The sequence below is a fragment of the Methylomonas koyamae genome, from assembly GCF_019669905.1.
Classification (GTDB): Bacteria; Pseudomonadota; Gammaproteobacteria; order Methylococcales; family Methylomonadaceae; genus Methylomonas; species Methylomonas koyamae.
Window position 1 is genome coordinate 1,135,947 of the sequence record NZ_AP019777.1, and the last position, 21,925, is coordinate 1,157,871.

The following is a 21,925-nucleotide window of genomic DNA, read 5'->3' on the forward strand; positions in this document are numbered from 1 at the left end:
GGGAATGGAATTCCCCTTGGGGTTGAAATACCGAAGCCTGAAAAGGATCGGCGGTGTAAAACGTTAAATCCACGAACGCCGATAATCGGCGCGCCGCGGTTTAATGGTTTGGCATATCGCTGTAGTCGTCATCCCAATCAGAGTCCTCGGGTGCCGAGTTCGATGTTGATGAACCATTTCCAGATGTTGATGGGGCAGGGCGATCCAGCATCTGCAATTCAAAGGCGGCGATTTCGGTACGGTACCGCTTATCGCCCGCTTGGCTCCATTGTTGGGTACGCAAACGGCCCTCGATGTAGATCTGGCTGCCTTTATGCAAATACTGTTCGGCGGTATCGGCGAGTTTTTTGAAAAACACCACCCGATGCCATTCCGTCCGCTCCTGTTTGCCGTTTTTAGGATCGTTCCAGACTTCGCAGGTTGCCAAACGGACGGCGACGACTTTGCCGCCGTTGTTTGGCATAAAACGAACATCCGGATCGGCGCCAAGCCGGCCCAGCAAGATGACTTTGTTCACGCCGCGATTAGCCATGATGACATTCCTCCTGTCGGCCGCGCCCGACTCAACGATAACAATACCCAGCTGCGCGGCGATGGGCATGCCGGTGCGCCGAATCCCTGCGGGAATCGATATGCCCGGCAGGGTTAAACAATAAAAACTCACATCAGGCTTGACGCACCTGACACGCCGATGGACAACCACCGTCGCCGCTTAAAAACGGAACGCCGACCGAAGCCGGATCAAGGCAGTCATGAAAGACCAGCCGAGAAAGTCTCGGAAGAAAAGGAAGGCCGATGGCCAACCGATTCCGTTGGCGGGTATTGAAGCAGAGATTTTTTGAAGTGTTCTTGCAGCTGATGCCGAATTCGCCATCAGCTGCGGAAGGGCTAAAAAGAATCTGGCTTACGATCATGAACCATTCGTCCACATCAGGAAACGGTCATGTCCGAAGCAGCTCCACAGCCCAAACCAGCCCCGCGCCGCGCTATCAGTCGGCCGATATTTGAGCGTACATTTAGCATCAACAGTGAGCAAGCCATTCGGGTCATTCGTGATAGCTATCACCGACTGATGGTGTCCTTGTATGCGATCGATGTAATCCTGCGCATCATCGGCCGCGAGGAAACGGTCGATGAAATCGAAAGCCTCGTCAGCCAGATGATTGCCGAATGCGCGGAGCAGCTGCAGCAGGAAAAGATGCGGTTGGAAAAACTCAAGGCCGACAACGGCATCAGCGAAACACCGACCTACACGCACCCCAGGGAATTTGTGGCCAAGATTGCCTCGCCGCAGATAGCCCAATTCGTCGAGTTGATTCGTTTACTAGATCAGTTGATGATCGTCATGGACACCTTGTGGCTGTGCCAGATCATCTCCAACAAACATTGCATTGCCGCGCGCCTAGAGTGGCAGCAGCGCTTGCAGCGACTAGCCAATAAAATTGTGACGATGGAAAGACATGCGCATCAGGCAGCGTATGAACAAGGGCACGGGGAGGAGGTGCGATTGGCCCGGCAGGAATCGGGATTGTTGGATGAAACAGAGAAACTTTCCAAGGATGAGGATTCAGTGGCTGATGACAACGAATAATCCCCAAGCTCTGATAAGGTGGGTGCGCAATGACCGTCAATCTGAATGAAATAGGTTTGTGCCGGATTTGTCACGCCGCTTCGCGCACGTTGAGGCGAAGGATCAATGATTGGCCGTTTTATCGAGCTTCATTCACCAATCAATTTTTTGATGTTGTCTTTACTGATCGTTGACAGCGTGAGCTTCTTGATTTCCTTGGCTTTCAAGTCTAGGGCATGAGTTTTGCCAAGTTCCAGCAGTTTGGCGATGACTAACTTGTCGGATTTCAATAAAAAATCCTTGAGTGTGATTTTTTTCACCCGCACGGTATCGACGCCGCCTTTAGCCTTTTCGGTATGAACCAGTCCCATGACGATAAAATAGGAAAATGCTTTGTTCACGGTCGTTTTGCTAATTTTCGGGTCAGCCTTATGACACAGATCGAATAAGGCCGTTCTAAATTGTGCAGGATCTGGACAGATTTCCTTCAAGGTAACGGCGTGTTTGTAAATTTTCTTCAGCGTGTCGGCATTGTCCGGCAGCGCATTGTATTTTTTCAGAAGCGCTTTGTAGGCTTCCGCGGTTGCAATGGTTTTGTCTGTTTCGGTTGGTTGAGCAGGCTTCGCCAAACTGGCGAAATTAACCGTGCCGCTTTTGCTGATTTCGATGGCGTTGTTAGCGCTTAGGTAATCCGTGAACGTTTTAAAGCCGTAATGCTTTTCGTCGAAGTCGGCCGCAGTCTGCTTGAGCAAAGTCTTGATTTGGGAAGCATTGACCGGTGTAGGCGATGCTTTCAATTGGGCAATGACCAATTCATCGGCCTCGGCCAGCGTAAGCGTTGGAGTGGAATTAGGTAATGGTTGCGGAGGTGGGGACTCCTGTGGCGAAGCCTCATTGCCGATCAATGTGTTAATGACATCGTCCGTATAAATGAATCGAGTGCACGACGTCTTCACGCATTCACTCAACGTAGAATGCTGGCCAACGCCAATTACATCCTTGTCCATTTCCCGAAGTCGGCGAAAAACGGGTGTAAAGTCTGAATCGCCGGTGACCAACACAAAGCAGGTAATATTCGGTAATTGCCAGGCGCATTCAATGATATCCAGCGTCATCTGAATGTCCGCCGTATTTTTGCCGGTCACGGGATGGTAGCAATGGATGAGCTCAAACCCGGATCGATTGATGGCCGCTTGGTGCATGGCCAAATTCGGCTTGCTCCAAACACCATAAGCGCGACGGATAATGATCTGTCCAAACTGATTCAGCTCTTCCATCAGTATTCTGACGCCGCCGTGTTTGATCCAGTTCGTGACATTTTCGGCATCTACGAACACCGCAATACGATTGTTTTTTTGATGTGTCATGAGGATGCGGTATCTCGCATGTTCCCTTAAATCAGATAAAAATTGCCTTCCAGTTTAACTTTTTTTGAATTTGTACAGCCCGGTTTTTTAGCGTCTCAGCTAACAACCGATGTCAGTCAAAATGCGAGTGTTTGCTTGATCGACAGTTTGACTTTATACCGTCACCTCTATGTACTTTACAGATACTGGGCATGCGCTCTTGTGAGCATCATTTGAATATCCTGTCGAAGTTCTGATGGTGAAATGACTTCAATTCGATCGCCTTCACCCATAATCCACCAGCGCAACTGCCAGGTATCCAGAACATCGGCTGTCAACAACTTGAATCCCAAGCTGTCGACTTCGGAAATGATTTGGTTTTCACTGAGAGGTGATTCTTGAAGTATCAATGCCAAATGGTCGCAAATTTTTGCTTCAAGGTGGATGGGCGATGCGGTACCAAAATGTCCCTGGCTCTGGGCAAATTGGTGCAAATCAAAGCCGTTTTTTCCACGACAATCCTCCGTTAGAACTTCCACTGCCAGCATACGATGCAAAGCATAAAGATATACATCCTCATATTCGTTGGCCATCGCAGCCAAGTAAGTGATCGGGCCGCGTTGAATCAACCCTAAAGGATGCAAACGGTACGCTTTGGGCTCAGCGTCAACCTTTTGAGTAGCGCGGTAGCTTACGCGAAGCTGTTTTTCGTTTAGCAACGCATCATGCACTGCCTCCAGGATTTCACCTCGGACTTCTGGTGGGATAAGCGGTTGCGCCGGTTGGATCACGCAAATTTTTTCAGGCCATTGAGTAATTTGGCTTTTCTTATGCAACTCTAATGTCTGATGGGCTTTTGTGAAAATATCCTGCAATGGACGATTCAATAGCACAGGCAAGGATTGACTCAGATAACGCTCAACCATCACTAGCGATAAGGCTTCTGGCAAAGTGATGCCACCACCCATTTGCTGATCTCTACCGACCCAACGATAACCATAAGCCAGACCATTTTTAGCCTCGCCCTCGCCGTTGCTATTGTTGTTACATTCCAATTGCTGATAAGTTACCAGCAACGATTTCATGTCACGGCGAATAGAATGGATTTCGACAGCGTAACCTTGTTGTCGCAAGTCGGCGACGATTTCTGAAACTGTCACCCACCGCTCCGAACGTCCGCTCAATCGGCGAATGCTTTCCAAAACCAGTAGCCGACGTTGAACAACGGCTTGAGATTTTTGATCCGACAAGTTTCACTCCTTATAAACCTAAAAATTTCCAATTTCTTACCCTGACACATTTTGTAAGGGTTATCCGTAAGCTATACCCTCGGCTAGCAAGAGCTCGCCGGTTCCGCAACCACATTGAGGGAATTAGCCATGACAAGTTTAGCGTTTGAAATCGGTTTTGATCATTACCGTTTTGGCCTGCCTTTGGAAATCAGTCGTTTCCAAGACGGCCAGCGTCAGCAAATTCGCCATGGCTACGAAGCGGCTAAAATACAGAACGTCACCCAAAAGAAGCCCGATATTTTCGACAAGAAGCTCTTGGCCATTCGTGATAGAGCCATTGTCAAAGGCCTTCAAGTATCAATCAGTAAGCATGACCTGTGTGAAAAGCTGACCGAAGCTGGTGAAAGCTGTCCAATCACTGGCCAGCCCTTCACATTCGCAGAACACAATGCTACCGATTGGTCGGTGGACAGAATCGATAATGCACAGGGTTACTGCCCTGACAATATCGTCATTGTTTCCACCATTGCCAATCAAGCAAAGGGCGATTTGGATTTAGCCGGCCTGATTAAACAAGCGTTGGGCAAAGGCCATTCTGATGATCTGCTGACACCAACAGAATGGATTCGAATGGCACGGTTCTATTATCACAAGTTGAATATGCATAAGCCGCTTTGCTTTTGCCGCTTACTTGCCGAATCAGAGCCGTTGTACGATCAAATCGTCTTTCTGCAATTGTTCAAAAACGAAGAAAAACGTGCATCCGTCTTCTTGAAGCGCCTGGAAAAATATAGCGGTAGGGAAAGCGTCAGCAAGGCTAAGAAACTGACTCACAAGCGTGTTTATCATCGCGCCGATTTGGCTGTAGAAGTCCTATACGATAGCCCGAAACTGTATCGCTGGGTACAAGGTTTCAAAACAACAATCAATGCCCACAGTTCGGAGTTTGATTCTTTGTTGATGGACTGCATGTTTGCATAAACAGGGTTATTCATATCGTTTAGTGTTGTTTATCAATTAGATAAAATAATTTTGGGGCGGACGTGGATGCTCAACTTCGAAAAACGCGAAGTGCTCGGTATGTGTGGATGTTAAAATGGATAAAGGCTAATTGTTTGCCTAGTGCGGTAATTAACCTAAAACGATCTTTATTCATCATAATAATTTTATACATGGACAGTCTGCTAAAGCCGATTAACCCTAAAAAAGCATCATTCGGTCGCCATGAAACATTTGCCCTGCGTTATTCATGGTTAACCAAAGGATTTATGGCTTTCGAAAAAAACAAATCCATATTTTCTTCTGACGAAGCCACGATTGAACTTGGCGTCGGCAAAAACATGGTCAACGCCATCAAATACTGGTTGCGGGCCAGTTCTATGCTGCTGGATACAGACGAAGGGTTGGAAGCTTCCGATCTTGGAAAAGCAATTTTCACCGATAAAGGTGGAGATCCTTATCTTGAAGATGAAGCCACACTTTGGCTCATTCATTGGCAATTAGCTACGAATGCCGAACTAGTTACAGCATGGTATTGGTTTTTCAATTGTTATCACAAGGCGGAGTTCACAAGCGACGATGCAGCGGAATCGTTAGCCGATTTTGTTCGTAACAATCTCACAGGTAAACACTCGGAAAGAACCGTAAAACATGAAGTCTCAATGATTTTGCGGATGTATTGCCCCTCTAATAGCAATGCCAAAGCCATCGAAGAAAGCTTGGATTCGCCCTTAACCTCATTGAAATTGGTTGCGGCTATAGATGACCAACACTTTTACCGTTCTTACGGCAATTTGCAACCGAGTTTGCCGATAGAGCTGATTGGCTATGCCGCAAACGAAATATTTAATCAACGGCAAACCGAAACTCTCCCGATTGCGGATTTAATGTATGGTCAAAAAGACGGAATTGCTCTTGGAAGCGTATTCAGACTGACGGAAAGCGCCTTATTGGCAAAATTAGAAGATTTAGTGAAAGCATACCCCAACATTTTTCAAATCAATGAAACAGCTGGCGTCAATCAGCTTTACCGACAAGATAGCACGACCGAGTCATTAACGTTTCTCCGTCATTATTATCAACCTACCCGGTAATGGCGGCGATATGAGAGACATTGTACAAGTAGACACCCATTACACCCGATCTATCAACTTAGAACGAGACGCCGAGTCAAGCGACGTTCTGCGGGCTTACATTCCAACATCCCGGGCCATTCAGACGCTAGACAAAATCGCACAAACGTTTAATCAAAAGACGATGCCTAGGGCATGGTCTTTGGTCGGTCCTTATGGATCTGGCAAATCATCGTTTGCCGCCTTTCTGGCCCATCTTTTAGAAAACCAAGAACGCACAAACAGCGTACTGGCCGAAGAAATTTTGCAACGGCACAATCCAGATGTCGCGGAAAAATTTACCGCCTGTACACACGACTCTAATGCTTATTGCATAGTGCTATTAACCGGCAGCCCCGAATCGTTGAGTAAGCGCTTCGTGCAAGCGCTATACCAGGCCGCAGTTGGATATTTCGCTGAAATTGAAACTGAAGGCACGCCATCCATCGTTCACGACCTAGAACAAGCAACACACCGAACGAAAACAACCAGTGAAATTGTCAAACTGTTAAAAAAACTGCGCGAGGCCGTCAGCCAAGTTTCCGGCAAAGGCATTTTGATCGTCATCGATGAGCTGGGTAAATTTCTTGAATATGAGGCCCGCCATCAGGGCAGCAATGACATCTTTTTGCTGCAAGCACTAGGCGAATTATGTGTTGAAGGTGGTGATGCCAATATCCTGCTAGTGGTATTGATGCATCAAGCCTTTGAACAATATTCAAAAGGGCTTGCCGAAGCACAGAAACAGGAGTGGTCAAAAGTGCAAGGCCGGTTCGAAAACGTGCCGTTTCTAGAGTCTACCGAACAAACATTAAGGGTTATATCGGCGGCTTTTCATAGCCAGTTAACGCCGGAAGTCCAGCAAACTATTCAGGAGCAGGCCACAGAAATAGTCTGTGTATTGGAAAAACAAAACGCCCTCCTTTCTGGATTATCGCCAGATGCAGCCATAGACGTTCTGACCAAGTGCTATCCGCTGCATCCTATTGCGACACTGTTATTGCCGACGCTGTGTCAAAAAGTCGCTCAAAACGAAAGAACCCTGTTCAGCTATCTCGGCAGTCAGGAATACTTTGGTTTTAAAGACAGCGTAAGTCGCATACAAAATGTGGGTGAATGGGTGTTGCCGTGGGAAGTATTCGAATATTTCATAGAAAATCAACCTTCAGCCACCACGGATCATGCAACCCACAGACGCTGGGCAGAAGTCATCACCGCTACGGAACGGTTGGGCGATGCCGACGACACCGAAATTCAATTATTAAAAACCATCGGCCTATTTAACATCATTGGCCGTCAAGCAGGATTTAAAGCCAGTAAAGAAATATTAACCCTGTGCTTTCCAAAATCGGTCGATGTAGAGCAATTGCTCAAAAACCTGCAAGCTAAATCCATTATCAACTATCGTAAATACAGCTTGGAATATAGGGTATGGGAAGGTAGTGACTTTGACCTGGATGCCGCCGTTATCGAAACAACACAGCAGCTTGGTCGCGTTAATTTGGCAGAGGCACTGACACACCGAAATCAGCTGATGCCGGTCGTCGCTCGCAAGTACTCAATCACTAGCGGCGTATTGCGCTATTTTCAACCCTTTTATGCGGATGCGACGACGCGGAACGATTTCTTCGAAAGCGTCGATCAGCCTAGGATCGTTCTCTTTTTGGCGGAAGGACAAGACGATCGCGACATGTTCAGCGAAAAAGTTAAGACTTACCCTGACTCACTCACGATCTACGTGCTATGCGATAACGCAGCGCAAATCAAACAGGTGGTTTCCGAAGCGATTGCGTTGGAAAAAATTCAGACCGAGCGCGCGGAATTGAAGTCAGACCCCGTTTCGCAACGAGAACTAAAAGATCGACTTCAAGCCGTGAAAAGCCTTGAACTCGATCTACTCAATTCGTATTTGGAACAACCGGAATCTTTTGAGTGGTATTGGGAAGGAAAACAGCCGCTCTTAAACAATAAAAAGGACTTGCAAACCTTACTTTCAAGGGTTTTGGAGACGGTTTTTAGTAAAGCGCCATTGATTAAGAACGAACTGATCAACCGCGACAAAACCTCGGGTCAAGCCAATGCCGCTAAAAACAAATTAGTCGAGGCGTTATTGTCTAACACCCATTTGGAAGACTTGGGATTCGATTCTAAAAAATACCCACCTGAAAAAACGATTTATCGTGCAGTATTCAAAGAGCCTGGCATTCATGTGTTACAAAATGGTGCTTGGCAATTCGTTAATCCAAGCCCGACTAATAAATATCGTTTTTATGGCGTATGGCAAGCGATCGATGAACAACTAAAAAAAAGTAAGTGTCCGCAGCCGCTTGTCGACATCTATCATCTGATAGAACAACCGCCTTATGGCGTGCAAAAGGGCGTGTCATCGCTGATCTTTATTGGTTTTTTTCTTGCTAACCAGCGTTCACTGGCTCTCTACGAAAGCGGCGTATTCTGTCCGCATGTAACCCAGGAACACTTGGAAATCTTATTAAAGCGCCCCGAATTGTTTTCTGTCGAAGCGTTCGACTTTAGCGGGATTCGCGCAGACTTGTTCAATCAATATTTAGAAAAATTGGTGGGTAAGTCGCCGGAAAATAGCACTTTGCTGGACATCGTTAAACCGTTGGCAAAATTCATCCATCAACTACCCGCATATACCCTAGCTACACGAGAATTGGACCCAAAAGCGTTGGCGGTACGCGATGCATTCCAAAGTACGCAAAGTCCGATGCAATTATTGTTTAAAGAATTACCGGAAGCTTGCGGATTTCTTGCCTTTACAGACGAGCAGCACTTTAATGGCAGTAATCCAAACGATTTTCTGAATGTGCTGGTCGAGTGCCTAAACATCCTTAATAAGGCCTACCAGAATTTATTGTCCCAGTTTAAACGCCAGCTCTGTCAGGCCTTTGAACTGGACGAACACGAAGAGATCAGCACACTAAGACATACGCTGAATCAACGTTATGCAGGTCTGGAAAAATACACCGTTGATGGACAAGGGTTAAAAGCCTTCGTTATAAGGCTGCAAAACGAAAAGGATACCGAGCAAGGTTGGTTGGAATCGGTTGCCGCATTTTTAGGCAGTGCTACGCCGGATAAATGGAAGCCAAACAATATCACTCAAGCCGATTATCGTCTCCGCGAATTCAGTGAACGTTTAAAGGAATTAGCAGTAGTACATGCCGAGCAGCAAAAAGCGGATGTTGGCAGCCAAGCGACTTTAATCCGCATCGTTAGCGAACAGGGCGAATATAGTGAAATTGCCTATATTACCGACAAGCTCAAACAACAAGCCGATGCCAAAATAGCGGAACTGAAACTAGCAAAAGCAGACAAAGCGTTAAAACAAGCTATTTTGGCAAGCTTGATGCGCGAATTAACCGAACACAATTAATCTAAGAGTAATTACTATGAGTGACGATAAACCCGTTAGACATTTATTAGGGTTATCAGGCGGCAAGGATAGTGCGGCATTAGCGATTTATATGCGGGATAAAGTGCCGGAAATGGAGTATTACTTTACTGATACTGGGGCCGAATTGCCTGAGACTTTAGAGTTTATCGATTTGATGGAAGATTATTTGGGCAAAGAAATCATTCGCCTAAATGGCGGGCGTCAGTTTGATTATTACCTCAAATTACACAATAACTATTTACCCTCCGCCCAACAACGCTGGTGCACGATAAATCTAAAGCTCAAACCTTTTGAAGACTTTGTTGGTGATGATGAGGTTAGAAGTTACGTTGGTATTCGAGCGGATGAGCCACAACGAGAAGGCTATATTTCTACTAAGCCAAACATCAAGGCAGTATTTCCTTTCAAGGAGGACGGTTTAGTAAAAGACGATATTATCAAATTGCTTGAAGATTCCGGCTTAGGGTTGCCTAAATATTATGAGTGGCGTAGCCGGTCTGGCTGTCATTTTTGTTTTTATCAGCGGAAAATAGAATGGATAGGTTTGTACGAAAATCATCCTGATTTATTTGAAGATGCAAAACGATATGAAAAGTATGATGAAAAAACAGGTAAACGCTATACCTGGTCGCAAGGTGAATCATTAGATGAATTGTTAGCTAGAAAAGATGAAATAAAGTCTAGGTTTGCTTTGGATAATAAGAATTCAAAGCAAAATAATTTAATGGATGCCATTCTCAAAGATAGTGAGGATGATGATAATGATAGCTGTTTAATCTGTATGTTGTAGTTGAGAGTTTTTACTGGTCTTAGGTATTATTTGCTATCCGATCTATAAAATTCAAACTCAAATTTGAATATTTTTAAGAAAAATAAACGGATTTTATGAATTTCGACAATTTAATTTCGCGTGCTGACGATGAACTGCTTCAAGACCTTTTAGGAAATAAGGTTCTCCGTTTAGCGGGTACTCTTGATCCACAACTTCTTTCACCACGTAAATTACGAGAGGTTTTAATTTCGCTGCATCCGCCAGTATATCTTTTCGTTGAAAAAGTGACACGAGATAAATTGTTGGAATTGCTGCGACCAAACGAGGCGGCAATGCTCACACAAGCGCTTGGCGTCACCGGTGATGATCCGTGGCACGAGCTCAGACGCTTGACTTTTCAGAATCAAGATAAGCTTCGAATACTTCTAGCGTTTTTTGAACTTACTCTGCCAGAGCCTGAGTCCGAAGAGTTGCCGCCGGCTAATCGCAACGTCCAAGCATCATATGCTCTGTTTAAACACCAAAGAGATGCTGTCGAGCGTGTAGCGTGCGAACTAAGTAAGGAGCCCTATCGTTGCTTGCTGCACATGCCTACAGGTTCGGGAAAAACGCGTACAGCAATGAATGCTATTGCCGATCACCTTCGCCATTCAAGGCAATCAGTAGTAGTCTGGTTAGCGCATAGCGAAGAACTATGCGAGCAAGCTGCAAGCGAATTTGAAAAAGCATGGTCACAGTTAGGAAATAGGGATATTACAGTTTTCCGGTTTTGGGGGGGATATGAGATTGACCCTGCCTCTATAAGGGATGGCGTTATATTCGCTGGATTACCGAAAATATACAGTCGAGCTAAGAAAAGCCTTAAATTTATTAGTACTCTTGGGGGCCGTACATCTCTTGTTGTAATGGATGAGGCACATCAGGCTATAGCGCCATCTTATCGGCTCATATTGGATGCCCTGGTACTACCATTTCCAAAAACAGCGTTACTTGGTTTAAGTGCCACTCCCGGACGTTCGTGGTCAGATATTACCGCCGATGAAGAACTTGCTGAATTTTTCGCAAGACGCAAAGTTATGCTTAGTGTCGAAAACTACAGCAACCCAGTCGATTTCTTAGTAGACGAAGGATATTTGGCAAAGGCTAACTTTCGATCATTGTTTTATAAAGGAGGTCTATCTCTTACTGATAATGATCTTCGACACATTCAGGAAGAATTGGAATTGCCGAAAAATGTTTTGGAAAAGTTAGCAGACGATGAAAAACGTAATCTTAGAATTCTGTTAGAAGTCGAAACGCTTGCGAAACAACATAGCCGAATAATTGTTTTTGCACTTTCTGTAGAGCATTCAGATCAACTTGCCGCTGTATTGCAAACTCGTGATTTGAAAGCGTATTCGATCACCGGAAAAACGCCATCGTCAGAACGGCGCCGATTGCTGGATGAATACAAGTCACCATCAAACGAGTGCATAGTGCTATTTAACTTTGGCGTGCTAACGACCGGATTTGATGCGCCTAGAACAAGTGCTGCCGTAATCGCACGACCAACTCAATCGTTAGTTCTCTATAGTCAAATGGTTGGACGGGCAATTCGCGGGCCTAAAGCAGGCGGTAATAAAACCGCAGAAATTGTAACTGTGATTGACGAAGGATTACCGGGTTTTCGCGATATTGCGGAAGCGTTTCATAATTGGGAAGATGTTTGGAGAGTATAGCAATGACTTTTTCTATCGTGCCACCGCATCTCGCGGTTAAGGCAATGCGTGATAACGGATATAAAAACGCCGCATACGCGTTAGCCGAATTAATGGACAATTCTATACAAGCTGGAGCCACAGTAGTCGAACTTTTGTGTGGTGAAATGGATTTTATGCTTGAGCAACGGAGAAGGTCTCGCGTCCATCAAATCGCGGTGTTAGATAATGGCACTGGTATGGACAGAGATGTTTTGCGTATGGCGTTACAGTTTGGCAACGGCACTCATCTAAATTCCGAGAATCAGAAAGGAATTGGACGATTTGGTATGGGATTGCCGGCTTCATCCATTTCACAGTGTAAACGAGTAGACGTATGGAGTTGGCAAAATGGTCACGATAATGCTCTATATAGCTACTTGGATATTGACAAAATTGCCTGCCGGGAAATGACAGAGGTTCCAGAGCCCGAGCCTGCAAAGATCCCGGAAGTATGGCAGAAGGTTAGCGAATCCTTAGGCTCTAGCGGTACATTAGTGGTTTGGTCTTCATTAGATAGACTTATGTGGAAAACAGCATCCGCTATAATCGATAACTCTGAGTTGGTTATCGGAAGGATGTATCGGAAGTTTCTAGAGAGCGGTCGAGTAAAAATCCGGATGACTGGGTTCGATTTTGACAATCCATTTATGGTAAGTGTCGACAAGTTTGCCTTACCCAATGATCCAAGCTATCTCATAGCGCAAACATCTTGTCCAGCCCCATTTGACCATAAACCCATGTTTGATAAATGGGGGGGCGAGGATTTTGAAGTAACACACGTTATCTCTTTCGAGGAAAAAGAACACGAGGTAAAAGTGCGTTATTCGGTTGCGAAAGAGGAAGCGAGACAGGGCGTCAACCCGGGAGCAAAACCACATGGCAAGCATGCCGCAAAAAATGTTGGCGTATCAGTTGTTCGCGCGGATAGAGAGCTCGAACTCGATCCCGCCTGGTCAAATCCCTCTGATCCACGAGATCGGTGGTGGGGGGTTGAAATAGACTTTTCTCCTTCGTTAGACCCATTGTTCGGAGTTACGAACAATAAGCAGCATGCCCATAACTTTGCAGAATTAGCGAAGCTGGATTTTGACGATTTTCTGAAAGGTGGACGGACGATAATCGAACTCAAGAATGAGCTTACGGCCGATGAAGATCCTCGTGCACCTATATTGGAACTAGGCCACCAAATTCAAAAAACATTAAGCGTATTACGTGCCTTGCTACGTGCACAAACAGCAAGTGAAGAAAGCGCAGCCAGAAAACGGCATAAGGATCCTTTGAAGAGTCCTGAAGCTCAAGCCACAGAAGTGACTCAAAAGCGTAAGGAAGACGGGTATTCTGGCCAAAGCGATAGTGACGAAAATTTACCTCCCGACGAACGGCGTGGAATTATAGAACAGACACTTATAGAAGAAGGGCTTCCACAATCCGTTGCACGGGATCTTGCGGCAACTACAGTTTCAAATGGGTTGAAATATGTATTCGCAGAAGCAGATCTTGAGACATCGGCTTTTTTCTCAGTAAAACAACGTGGTGGTTCTATCGTAATTACACTTAATACAAATCATCCTGCCTATCCATGTCTCGTGGAGGTGCTAGAAAAAGAAACAGATGATGACCAAGAAGAGACCATTGAAACCCGAGTTTCAAATGCTCTGAACGGGTTGAAACTTCTTTTGATGGCGTGGGCAAGATACGAAGATGAACAACCCGATGGAAATAGGCGAGTCCAAGCTCAAGAAACTCGCAGCGATTGGGGGCGGCTCGCTCGGCAGTTCCTAGAGAGAAATCCATAACCAAAATAAGAATTACTGTGGTTGAAATAGGTAACCGATTAATTGAGCGGCTTTCGCGTGCACAAAATCGCGTGATATTAGCCGCTCCTTTTATTAAAGCGAACGTGTTACAGCAACTGTTTGCATCAATACCAACAGATGTGGAGTTGATATGTATAACTCGCTGGAAACTTGAAGAGATAGTCGCGGGAGTTAGCGATCTTGACGTATGGAACCTTATTAAAGAGCGCCCGAACTCACATCTCTCTTTAATAAGTAATCTTCATGCAAAGTACTATCGTATTGATGACAGCTGTTTTGTGGGCTCCGCTAATTTAACAAAGGCTGCGCTTGGATGGTCGTCATCTCCAAATTTGGAATTTCTTGTAGAAATATCAACACAAAATAATGAAGCTAAAGCTTTTGAAGTTTGCTTATTAGAAAATTGTATTAGAGTTGATCAAAATTTATATGAAGAGATAGCTCAAAAACTTGAAAATATAAAAGACTGGCTTCCTCCATTCCTTTTTCTCGATGAAGAATACTTGGCTTCCCATGAATCTTATCAAAATATTCACAATCTTCCTATTTTAGATAAGTGGATTCCAAGTCTTAGAAATCCAGAAGATTTGTACCAAGTGTACGCTGGACAGGTTGACAAATTAACGACAATATCGCGAGAGTTTGCGTTACGTGACCTTGAAGCTTTTGTTATTAAGAAAGGCCTTCCCCGACCAATTTTTGAAGCCAATATTGCAATACAGTTATTAGAAAAACCAATTATTCGGAGTTTGGATTCTTACTTTGAAGCCCCTCGCCGTTTTGGGGAAGTAACGAATTATCTTCAATCGAAACTTATAGAAATAGAAGATATAGACAGGGTGTGGCAGACAATTATGCGATGGCTGCGATACTTTTTCCCAGATCGATATGGACTATCGATTCCTAGACACTCAGAGGTGTTTTATCGCAGATCGGCAATTGTTGACCCCTAATATAAATTATACCGAAAATTGTAGATATTCTAAAGTTTCCTTAGAATAATATTCAGCCATTTTACTTTATCATTTGATTCCGAGCGTTCTGAGAAGCTCACCCACATAGTCTCTAATATTAGGTGCTTATTTGTCTGGAAAAGAGCGCTATAGTTGATGTCATCATAATTGTAAAAAGTTCTTCCGTTTTTATCAAATGATTTTAATATGGGGGCGTATTTTACAGAAACAAAAATTATACCTCCTGGTTTTACGGATCTTTCAAATTTATCAATGAAATTACTTGCCTGATCGTGTGGTGTATGAACGAGAGAAGCACATGACCAAACCGCGTCAAATTCTTCATGGTATTCTAATTCATTGAAGTCCATCCATAAACAATAACTGTAAGGATTTTCTCTGCACTTTAATACCATTTGCCAAGATGCATCAATGGATACGACAATAAACCCTGACTGAATAAAGTGTCTTGTGTCCCGGCCAACTCCACATCCAGCATCTAAAATACGTCCACCTCGTGGTAAATAGGATATAAATTGACTCCATAGATGATCTAAATTTAAATGGGCTGTTCCTTCTCGATATTCATCTGCGAATCGATCATAATATGAGATAGAATTTTTTAATCTTTTTTGATGTACATTTGGACCCTGAATGAAGTGCTCTGTACCTCTGCCTGATAATTCTGCTAAACGATCCTCGAGACGAAGAATTGCACTTTCTAATGCACCGTCAATTGCACGAGGGAATACAATATCGTCATATATTTCTGGATCCCCTTTTAGCCATCTCGTTATACACAACTCAAATCTAGCGATATGATCCGATTATTTGCAAGTGAATAGGAAGAAATGGGTTGGGTAGCGGAAGAACTGTCAGGGATCGATTTAGGCGACCAACGCTTGAATGCACGGTCGATCAAGTTGTTGCGGCGATTGTCGGAAAAGCCGTCAGCCAGTATTCCGGCGGCTTGTGGTGGCTGGGCCGAGACCGTCGCCGCCTACCGGTTTTTATCGCAAGAAGCGCTGGAATGGCAAGATATTCTGCAACCGCATATGGCTTGTACGCAGACCCGGATGCAAAGCCATCCGGTGGTGCTTTGCCTACAGGATACGACCGAACTGGACTTCAATGGTCGAAGCGCCGACGGACTGGGCCCCTTGTCCTATGAAGCTCAGCGCGGCATGTATCTGCATCCGACGTTTGCGGTCACCCCGGAGCGCTTACCGTTGGGTGTCATTGATGCCTGGATGTGGGCACGGGAAGCGAAAGACGAACAGGGCGAACGCCCCGGCATTTCGGAAAGCGTGCGCTGGATAGAAGGTTACGAACGCATCGCCGAACGCGCCCAGGAACTGCCCGATACGCGCTTGGTGTATGTGGCGGATCGCGAGGGCGACATATTGGCGCTGATGCAGCGGGCTCATGCGCTGAACCACTCGGCCGACTGGCTGATTCGCGCCAAACACAACCGGAAATTACCGGACGACAGCGGTAAATGTTGGGATCGGGTCGCGGAAACCGAGGTGCTGGGCGAACTGCAATTCTATTTGCCGCCGCGCCCGGGACGCAAAGGACGGCCGATTGTCCAGCAGATCCGTGCGTTACGCGTGAGTCTGCCAACTGCCAATAAGGAGATGTTTGAAGTGACCGCCCTGCAGGCCACGGAAGTCGATCCACCGACCGGTGAAAAACCTGTGGAATGGCGTCTACTGACGAATCGCGAAGCACCGGCTTTGGCCGAGGCGGCGACCCTAATCGACTGGTATCGCTGCCGCTGGGAGATCGAAATATTTTTCAACATCTTGAAAAACGGCTGTCAGGTGGAAGCCTTGCAATTAGCGGCGATGCCGCGCATCGAATTAGCGCTGAGTTTGTTCATGATCGTGGCCTGGCGAATCGGCTTTCTGATGCGTTTGGGCCGGAGCTGTCCGGATATGGACTGCGAGATCGTGTTTGACCGGGAAGAATGGCAAGCCGCTTGGTTGGTAGCTCGAAAGCCCTTGCCGCCGGCACCGCCCAAACTCAATGAGGCCATCCGAGTAATTGCCAGCTTTGGTGGCTTTTTAGGGCGCAAGGGCGACGGTGAACCGGGCGTGAAAAGTCTCTGGCAAGGTCTGCAGCGCGTCATGGACTTCGCCATGGGCATTCGCGCCGTGAGAGAGACGCAGGGTTATGTATAAAAGGATGCCTTTTAGCTCATCTTTTGCAGCCATTTCCAAAAGTCGTATATGTGCTCCCCATTGTCCAAGCAATTGACGTAGTGCGGGTTGATCGACTACGCCTGCTTCATGCTCAATCAGTTCGAGTGACTGTTTTCCAATGGCAACTATTTGATCGAGTAATTCCCTATCGGTTTGTGAAAGTTGTCGTAAACCGCTAGCAACAAGATATGTGAGAGTTCGAAACGGAAGTTTATTTTTCTTATGCTCTAGACGAGTTTTTAACGCAAATTTGTCATATAGTAGAACTGATTGAATCCTAAGTTCACGAAGAGGGCCGTAAAACTTTGTTAACTGCCTAATAATTTCATCTCTTTCTTGTGTTTGTTGTGTTATCTTCAAAGTTACTAATGTTAATTCATTTTGTCGCTTGTTTTGTTTAGATTGAATAAAAAGAGTTATTAAAACAGTGGTTAATCCAACTAAAATTGGCCCCCAAGCCTTTACGACTTCCACATCCCAATTAAATGGATTTATCATTGTACTTTCCTGGGTTTGTGATCAATTACGCTATTATTTAAATATTTAAAAGAAGCGATGTTGTCTTAAAAATAGATTAATCATAACTATTTCTTTATTTTTGGTATGATAATTCCGGTTTTTGTAAGGAGCATATCTACATATTCTTTTTTATTATCCGGCCCATAACTGACATGTATGGGCCGGTCTTCGCCATAAAAGTACAGCCGATCATAAGGCATATTTTCGGCAATCCAATCGGCGACTTCCCGCATGTTTTCATCGTCAACGATGAAATCAACTGCAGCACCAAGCCGCGGGCAAATTAGGTTTTTCTTGCTGTTCAGTTCATACGCGGCATGTTGATCCAATTTCGGAGCAACCCGTTTTTTAATGTGCTTACCCAATTCATGTGAACAAAAGCCGTAGGACAGCCTGATCATACCGAAATAATCAATTACGGGATCGAGTATATTGATCGCTAGATCGTATAGCGCGTTATAGCTATCGGCTTGTTTGGGGAGATTGGGTATACCTGTGGCTTGTTGAGTTTCCCCGCATTCGATGAGTTGTCTATACGTCAGATAGTTTCCACACGGTTCATCTAGATCGGGTGTTGAACGACTACGAATCAGTTCAAAGCCATCGATTTCCCAGCGTGCACGGGCTAATGTTTGCCGAAATTCTTCCGGTTTGGGACCGTAACCGCTTAAGTCGAATAGGTTTAAGGCCAGTAATTGCTCATCAAAATTTAGCTGTTCGGCGTAGTGCGGGAATTCCTCATTGATAAAGCGGGACTTTACATACAGGTAGGTGGGTTCAAATTCTTCGCCGTATTCGTAGAGATCGAATGTTTGTTCTCGCAGATTGATCTTGACGCGCTCCAGCAAGCGCGGAATAGGTTGATCCTCAAAATCGTCGTAGCGCATCAAGCTTAATTTGCCGGATTGGATGTGGATTTTTATCAAATCCGTTTGTTCGATATCGCCATACAAAATCGTGGCGCAGCCGATGTATATCCTCAGCAAAGCCGGTAGTTCCTGAACCATGCTGGTGTGCAGATGCAACGCCTCGCCTTCATCCAGATATCCTAGGCCTTGTTCTGTCGAGTGTTGGCAGGCTGCCGCAATGAGTTCGGCATTGCTAATCTTGAATAAAATCGATTTGGCTGTTTCGATGGCATTTGGATAATCGCCAAAAAAGGCCTTGATGTCTTTTTGTAACCCCGCTTCTAAATGTTTGTAGGGTTTGCGTTTGGAAAAGGCCTGTAACGCGAAATAGGTGATTAAGTCTTCGATTTTGCTTTGCTGGGCTTGCTCGAACAGCGCTTCGTCATTGTTGTCTAGCGTAAAGCGAATGGCTTTGTTGACGGTGCCAAAGGCTTCGGTGAGTTCAACCAGCGAATCGACTTCCGATTTGTCGGGTAGCCGCCCAAGCTCCAGAATTTTCTGCCACAGCGGGTCGAGAAGGTGTTTGTAAGCCAGATATTTTTTCTCATTACGAGAAAGTTTAGGCTCCGCCGGTGAAACAGGTCTACGCGATAGGCGTAAAACGTTGCGTTGGCTACGTTGCCGGCCGAGTAGAAAGCGTTGTTCCGCGTCTTGATTTTTAAAAACGAAGAAGATGCCTGGGGCGACCGGGATAGTGTCCGTTTCTAAGGTTTCCGATATAAAGTCTTTTAGTTCGCTTTGGGTAAAGTATTTCTGGAAGGTATTGCGTTGGGTGATGACGCCGTCGTTAAAAGCTTGGCCTTTGAATGCATTCTGATTAAATAGCATGGCGGAAACCACTAACACTTGGTTAGCCAAATCATAAGCGCCGATTAATGCTTCCAGTCTTTCTTGGTAGTTTTCGATGACATTGATCACGAAGCCTAAATTAACAATGTCGGCGGCTTGCTTGGGCTGGTCGGGGGCGTAATGTGGATCCCAGCCGGACACGGTAATATCGTTTGCCGAAAGATTGCGGATATCGTCGCCTTTTCCGCAGCCGTAATCGAATACGCTTAACGAGCCGTCTAAAAATCCATGACGCGCTAAGCATTGCATTGGGGCGGATAAATTACTGCGGGAAAGTGCCGTGAGATGGCGGGAAATGCTTGCGCTTTCGGATAATTCAAGCCTTACGTTATCGGTAGTTTCGTCGTTGCCTATCGGTACAAACTGGTAATCAATGAGCTGAAAGCCTTTTTCGGCTATTAAAGCCTCCCAAGCTTGTTTGAAGCCGATTTGTATCGGATTTTCGAATAGCCCAAGCTGTTCGGCTGTCTCCGTTAACTGGCGAAACTGCTCGATGTTAGGAGCATCTTTACCGACTAACAATTCCTTACGATGTAAAATCGGCGGATTAAATGAGGCTTGATAGCTGCGTTTTTCGACTCTTTGCGCCGTTAGGTCAATGCGGTAACTCTTTTCTAGGGCGGGAAATGGGTCTTCAAAGAAATTGGGATACCAAAGTAATGACAGCACATTGGATTTGCCATCGTATTTGACGACATTGTAATCATGGCTCGGTTGTAAATTGGCTAACGCCTCGGCGGCCTTGATAGTCTGTTGTACTTCGCTCTTTTGCGATTCGGTTAGGCTGCAATGCCAATAAACGTTGTTAAGTACTTTCTTGCCAAGCATGGGGTTATATCCTGTCGCCAATTATTCCAATGCCAGTTCCCGTAAGCGGGTGACTTCTTCAACGATGCGTTGTCCGGCCCAGGCGATTTCTTCGATGGAAGTGTAACGTCCAAAACTGATCCGCACTGCGCCATAAAGCCTATCCCCTTCAATGCCCATGGCTCTTAAGACATGTGAGGCTTCGACCGCGCCACTGTTACAGGCCGATCCTGACGATATTGCAATCTCGTCTCTAAGTGCAATGATCAACGAGTCGGCACTGATCTGTTCAAAGCTGACGTTAATGATATTGGGTAGCTTGTGCTCTTGATCACCGTTGAAATATACGCCGTCTAGCTTGTTCAGTTGCTTGGTTAAAGCGTGTTGTAACGCTACAGCGTGTGCGTAATCTGCTTTCTGGGTGTCGTTGGCTAATTCAAATGCGGTTGCCATGCCGGCGATTTGATGAGTGGGCAGTGTTCCCGGCCTTAATCCGTGCTCTTGGCCTCCGCCATGCAGTAATGGAGTGAGATTGATCTTTTTTCGATTTCTAACAAACAAGCAGCCTATGCCTTTCGGGCCATAAAATTTATGCCCAGAAAGCGAAAGTAAATCGATGGGCGTTTCGGATAAATCAAGTGGCAGTTTGCCAGCGCTTTGGGCGGCGTCGACATGAAAAAACACGTCTTCTTGTTCTAGAGCTTTTGCAATTTGATTAATATCTTGAATGTAGCCCGTTTCGTTATTGACCTGCATTAATGAGACAAGAATGGTTTCGCTAGTGATCGCTGACAGCACTTGTTCAACGCTGATTTGGCCTTCTAAATCTGGGCGCAGGTAAGTTACACTAAAACCTATCGATTCAAGATACTTGCAAGTATCTAATACGGCTTTGTGTTCACTCGCCGAGGTAATGATGTGTTGTCCCTTACTTCGATAGCCGAGCGCGATACCCTTGATCGCTAGATTGTTGGATTCCGTTGCGCCGGACGTGAATATCAAATCGCCGGGCTTGCAGTTCAGGCAGGTCGCCATGTTTGTTCTGGAGTTTTCAACCAGATCATTGGCTCGTTCACCAAAAGCGTGCTGTAACGACGCAGGGTTTGCGAAGTTATCGTCTAATGTAAGGCTGCCGCAAAGAGTTAGTACAGCCTCGGGCGCCATGGGGGTGGTCGCCGCGTAGTCTAGGTAAATCTGATTTGCCAAGATAATTGATGTGTTGTTGTTAGGAATAGGTCAATAATATATGCCTTCGCTTGGAATATGAAGTTATACATAATTTTGAAGTGACTAATTACCTCTCTGAAAAAATGGTTGGGGACGTCACTATATCTATAGTGATGTAAAATGATTATTGCAGGTTCAAAATTTTTATTAACTCAAAACAAATTCCAGTATGAACAAATCCGACCTCATCGACGCCATCGCCAGCCACGCCAACCTGACCAAAGCCGACGCAGGCCGGGCACTGGATGGACTTATCCAATCCATCCAAACCGCATTGAAAGCTGGAGATTCTGTAGCATTAGTAGGCTTCGGTACTTTTGAAGTGAAAGAGCGTGCAGAGCGAACAGGTCGTAATCCGCAAACCGGTGCAGCCATTACGATCGCCGCTGCAAAACTGCCTGGTTTCAAAGCCGGCAAAGCCCTGAAAGACGCCGTTCAGTAAGGTTTAGG

Annotated in this window: 18 protein-coding genes; 10 read left to right on the top strand and 8 right to left on the bottom strand. The window is 45.6% G+C overall.

Features of this window, described 5'->3' with window-relative positions; translation table 11 throughout:
• Nucleotides 1-100 precede the first annotated feature (100 nt).
• Nucleotides 101-601: a single-stranded DNA-binding protein gene (gene ssb / locus MKFW12EY_RS05595; RefSeq protein WP_054758275.1), complete on the bottom strand. Its 501-nt coding sequence runs from the start codon at nt 599-601 to the stop codon at nt 101-103.
• 64 nt (nt 602-665) lie between these two features.
• Entirely contained in the window at nt 666-914 is a 249-nt protein-coding gene (locus tag MKFW12EY_RS05600) for a hypothetical protein (protein ID WP_221054147.1), read from the bottom strand.
• Between the two features lie 29 nt (nt 915-943).
• Between MKFW12EY_RS05600 and MKFW12EY_RS05605 the strand changes: the two genes are divergently transcribed.
• On the top strand, nt 944-1,591 hold the full coding sequence (locus MKFW12EY_RS05605) for a hypothetical protein (protein ID WP_054758216.1): 648 nt from the start codon (nt 944-946) through the stop codon (nt 1,589-1,591).
• Nucleotides 1,592-1,719: 128 nt separating this feature from the next.
• Here MKFW12EY_RS05605 and MKFW12EY_RS05610 read toward each other — a convergent pair whose 3' ends face one another.
• A complete protein-coding gene (locus MKFW12EY_RS05610; protein ID WP_221054148.1) occupies nt 1,720-2,937 on the bottom strand; it encodes an NYN domain-containing protein in 1,218 nt (405 codons plus the stop codon).
• A gap of 176 nt (nt 2,938-3,113) precedes the next feature.
• Entirely contained in the window at nt 3,114-4,166 is a 1,053-nt protein-coding gene (locus MKFW12EY_RS05615; protein WP_157199109.1) for a helix-turn-helix transcriptional regulator, read from the bottom strand.
• 129 nt (nt 4,167-4,295) lie between these two features.
• On the opposite strand from MKFW12EY_RS05615, the gene MKFW12EY_RS05620 reads away from it, so the two are divergent.
• From MKFW12EY_RS05620 to MKFW12EY_RS05650, 7 genes are all read left to right on the top strand, one after another.
• Complete coding sequence (locus MKFW12EY_RS05620; protein WP_054758220.1) at nt 4,296-5,129, top strand: hypothetical protein; 834 nt, start codon at nt 4,296-4,298, stop codon at nt 5,127-5,129.
• Nucleotides 5,130-5,320: 191 nt separating this feature from the next.
• Nucleotides 5,321-6,241 carry a DUF4007 family protein gene (locus MKFW12EY_RS05625; protein WP_054758276.1) on the top strand — a complete coding sequence of 307 codons (921 nt, stop codon included), beginning with the start codon at nt 5,321-5,323 and terminating at the stop codon, nt 6,239-6,241.
• 10 nt (nt 6,242-6,251) lie between these two features.
• On the top strand, nt 6,252-9,659 hold the full coding sequence (locus MKFW12EY_RS05630; RefSeq protein ID WP_221054149.1) for a DUF6079 family protein: 3,408 nt from the start codon (nt 6,252-6,254) through the stop codon (nt 9,657-9,659).
• Between the two features lie 16 nt (nt 9,660-9,675).
• Nucleotides 9,676-10,470, top strand: coding sequence for a phosphoadenosine phosphosulfate reductase domain-containing protein (locus tag MKFW12EY_RS05635; RefSeq protein WP_054758221.1), 795 nt, complete (start codon nt 9,676-9,678; stop codon nt 10,468-10,470).
• Between the two features lie 95 nt (nt 10,471-10,565).
• The gene (locus MKFW12EY_RS05640) at nt 10,566-12,170 is read left to right on the top strand and encodes a DEAD/DEAH box helicase (protein WP_221054150.1); all 1,605 of its coding nucleotides are present in this window, start codon (nt 10,566-10,568) and stop codon (nt 12,168-12,170) included.
• Between the two features lie 2 nt (nt 12,171-12,172).
• A complete protein-coding gene (locus tag MKFW12EY_RS05645) occupies nt 12,173-13,987 on the top strand; it encodes an ATP-binding protein (protein ID WP_054758277.1) in 1,815 nt (604 codons plus the stop codon).
• A 17-nt stretch (nt 13,988-14,004) separates the two neighbouring features.
• Nucleotides 14,005-14,961: a phospholipase D family protein gene (locus MKFW12EY_RS05650; protein WP_172680177.1), complete on the top strand. Its 957-nt coding sequence runs from the start codon at nt 14,005-14,007 to the stop codon at nt 14,959-14,961.
• Between the two features lie 29 nt (nt 14,962-14,990).
• Here the strand turns inward: MKFW12EY_RS05650 and MKFW12EY_RS05655 are convergent, their stop codons facing one another.
• The gene (locus MKFW12EY_RS05655; RefSeq protein WP_172680178.1) at nt 14,991-15,764 is read right to left on the bottom strand and encodes a class I SAM-dependent methyltransferase; all 774 of its coding nucleotides are present in this window, start codon (nt 15,762-15,764) and stop codon (nt 14,991-14,993) included.
• Between the two features lie 48 nt (nt 15,765-15,812).
• On the opposite strand from MKFW12EY_RS05655, the gene MKFW12EY_RS05660 reads away from it, so the two are divergent.
• A complete protein-coding gene (locus tag MKFW12EY_RS05660; RefSeq protein WP_054758223.1) occupies nt 15,813-17,144 on the top strand; it encodes an IS4 family transposase in 1,332 nt (443 codons plus the stop codon).
• Here the strand turns inward: MKFW12EY_RS05660 and MKFW12EY_RS05665 are convergent.
• The 3 genes from MKFW12EY_RS05665 to MKFW12EY_RS05675 form a co-directional block, all read right to left on the bottom strand.
• The gene (locus MKFW12EY_RS05665; RefSeq protein ID WP_157199110.1) at nt 17,028-17,663 is read right to left on the bottom strand and encodes a hypothetical protein; all 636 of its coding nucleotides are present in this window, start codon (nt 17,661-17,663) and stop codon (nt 17,028-17,030) included. The two genes, MKFW12EY_RS05660 and MKFW12EY_RS05665, sit on opposite strands and share 117 nt — an antisense overlap.
• A gap of 86 nt (nt 17,664-17,749) precedes the next feature.
• A complete protein-coding gene (locus MKFW12EY_RS05670) occupies nt 17,750-20,269 on the bottom strand; it encodes a DNA phosphorothioation-associated putative methyltransferase (RefSeq protein ID WP_221054151.1) in 2,520 nt (839 codons plus the stop codon).
• Between the two features lie 21 nt (nt 20,270-20,290).
• Nucleotides 20,291-21,454: a cysteine desulfurase family protein gene (locus MKFW12EY_RS05675; protein WP_280637650.1), complete on the bottom strand. Its 1,164-nt coding sequence runs from the start codon at nt 21,452-21,454 to the stop codon at nt 20,291-20,293.
• 190 nt (nt 21,455-21,644) lie between these two features.
• On the opposite strand from MKFW12EY_RS05675, the gene MKFW12EY_RS05680 reads away from it, so the two are divergent.
• Nucleotides 21,645-21,917, top strand: coding sequence for an HU family DNA-binding protein (locus MKFW12EY_RS05680; RefSeq protein WP_054758224.1), 273 nt, complete (start codon nt 21,645-21,647; stop codon nt 21,915-21,917).
• Nucleotides 21,918-21,925: the final 8 nt, after the last annotated feature.

Coding starts and splice junctions, on each gene's coding strand:
- MKFW12EY_RS05645 (WP_054758277.1), top strand. CDS start 12,173: ATGACTTTTTCTATCGTGCCACCGCATCTCGCGGTTAAGGCAATGCGT.
- MKFW12EY_RS05620 (WP_054758220.1), top strand. CDS start 4,296: ATGACAAGTTTAGCGTTTGAAATCGGTTTTGATCATTACCGTTTTGGC.
- MKFW12EY_RS05640 (WP_221054150.1), top strand. CDS start 10,566: ATGAATTTCGACAATTTAATTTCGCGTGCTGACGATGAACTGCTTCAA.
- MKFW12EY_RS05680 (WP_054758224.1), top strand. CDS start 21,645: ATGAACAAATCCGACCTCATCGACGCCATCGCCAGCCACGCCAACCTG.
- MKFW12EY_RS05625 (WP_054758276.1), top strand. CDS start 5,321: ATGGACAGTCTGCTAAAGCCGATTAACCCTAAAAAAGCATCATTCGGT.
- MKFW12EY_RS05660 (WP_054758223.1), top strand. CDS start 15,813: ATGGGTTGGGTAGCGGAAGAACTGTCAGGGATCGATTTAGGCGACCAA.
- MKFW12EY_RS05605 (WP_054758216.1), top strand. CDS start 944: ATGTCCGAAGCAGCTCCACAGCCCAAACCAGCCCCGCGCCGCGCTATC.
- MKFW12EY_RS05670 (WP_221054151.1), bottom strand. CDS start 20,269: ATGCTTGGCAAGAAAGTACTTAACAACGTTTATTGGCATTGCAGCCTA.
- MKFW12EY_RS05610 (WP_221054148.1), bottom strand. CDS start 2,937: ATGACACATCAAAAAAACAATCGTATTGCGGTGTTCGTAGATGCCGAA.
- MKFW12EY_RS05635 (WP_054758221.1), top strand. CDS start 9,676: ATGAGTGACGATAAACCCGTTAGACATTTATTAGGGTTATCAGGCGGC.
- ssb (WP_054758275.1), bottom strand. CDS start 601: ATGCCCATCGCCGCGCAGCTGGGTATTGTTATCGTTGAGTCGGGCGCG.
- MKFW12EY_RS05665 (WP_157199110.1), bottom strand. CDS start 17,663: ATGATAAATCCATTTAATTGGGATGTGGAAGTCGTAAAGGCTTGGGGG.
- MKFW12EY_RS05600 (WP_221054147.1), bottom strand. CDS start 914: ATGATCGTAAGCCAGATTCTTTTTAGCCCTTCCGCAGCTGATGGCGAA.
- MKFW12EY_RS05630 (WP_221054149.1), top strand. CDS start 6,252: ATGAGAGACATTGTACAAGTAGACACCCATTACACCCGATCTATCAAC.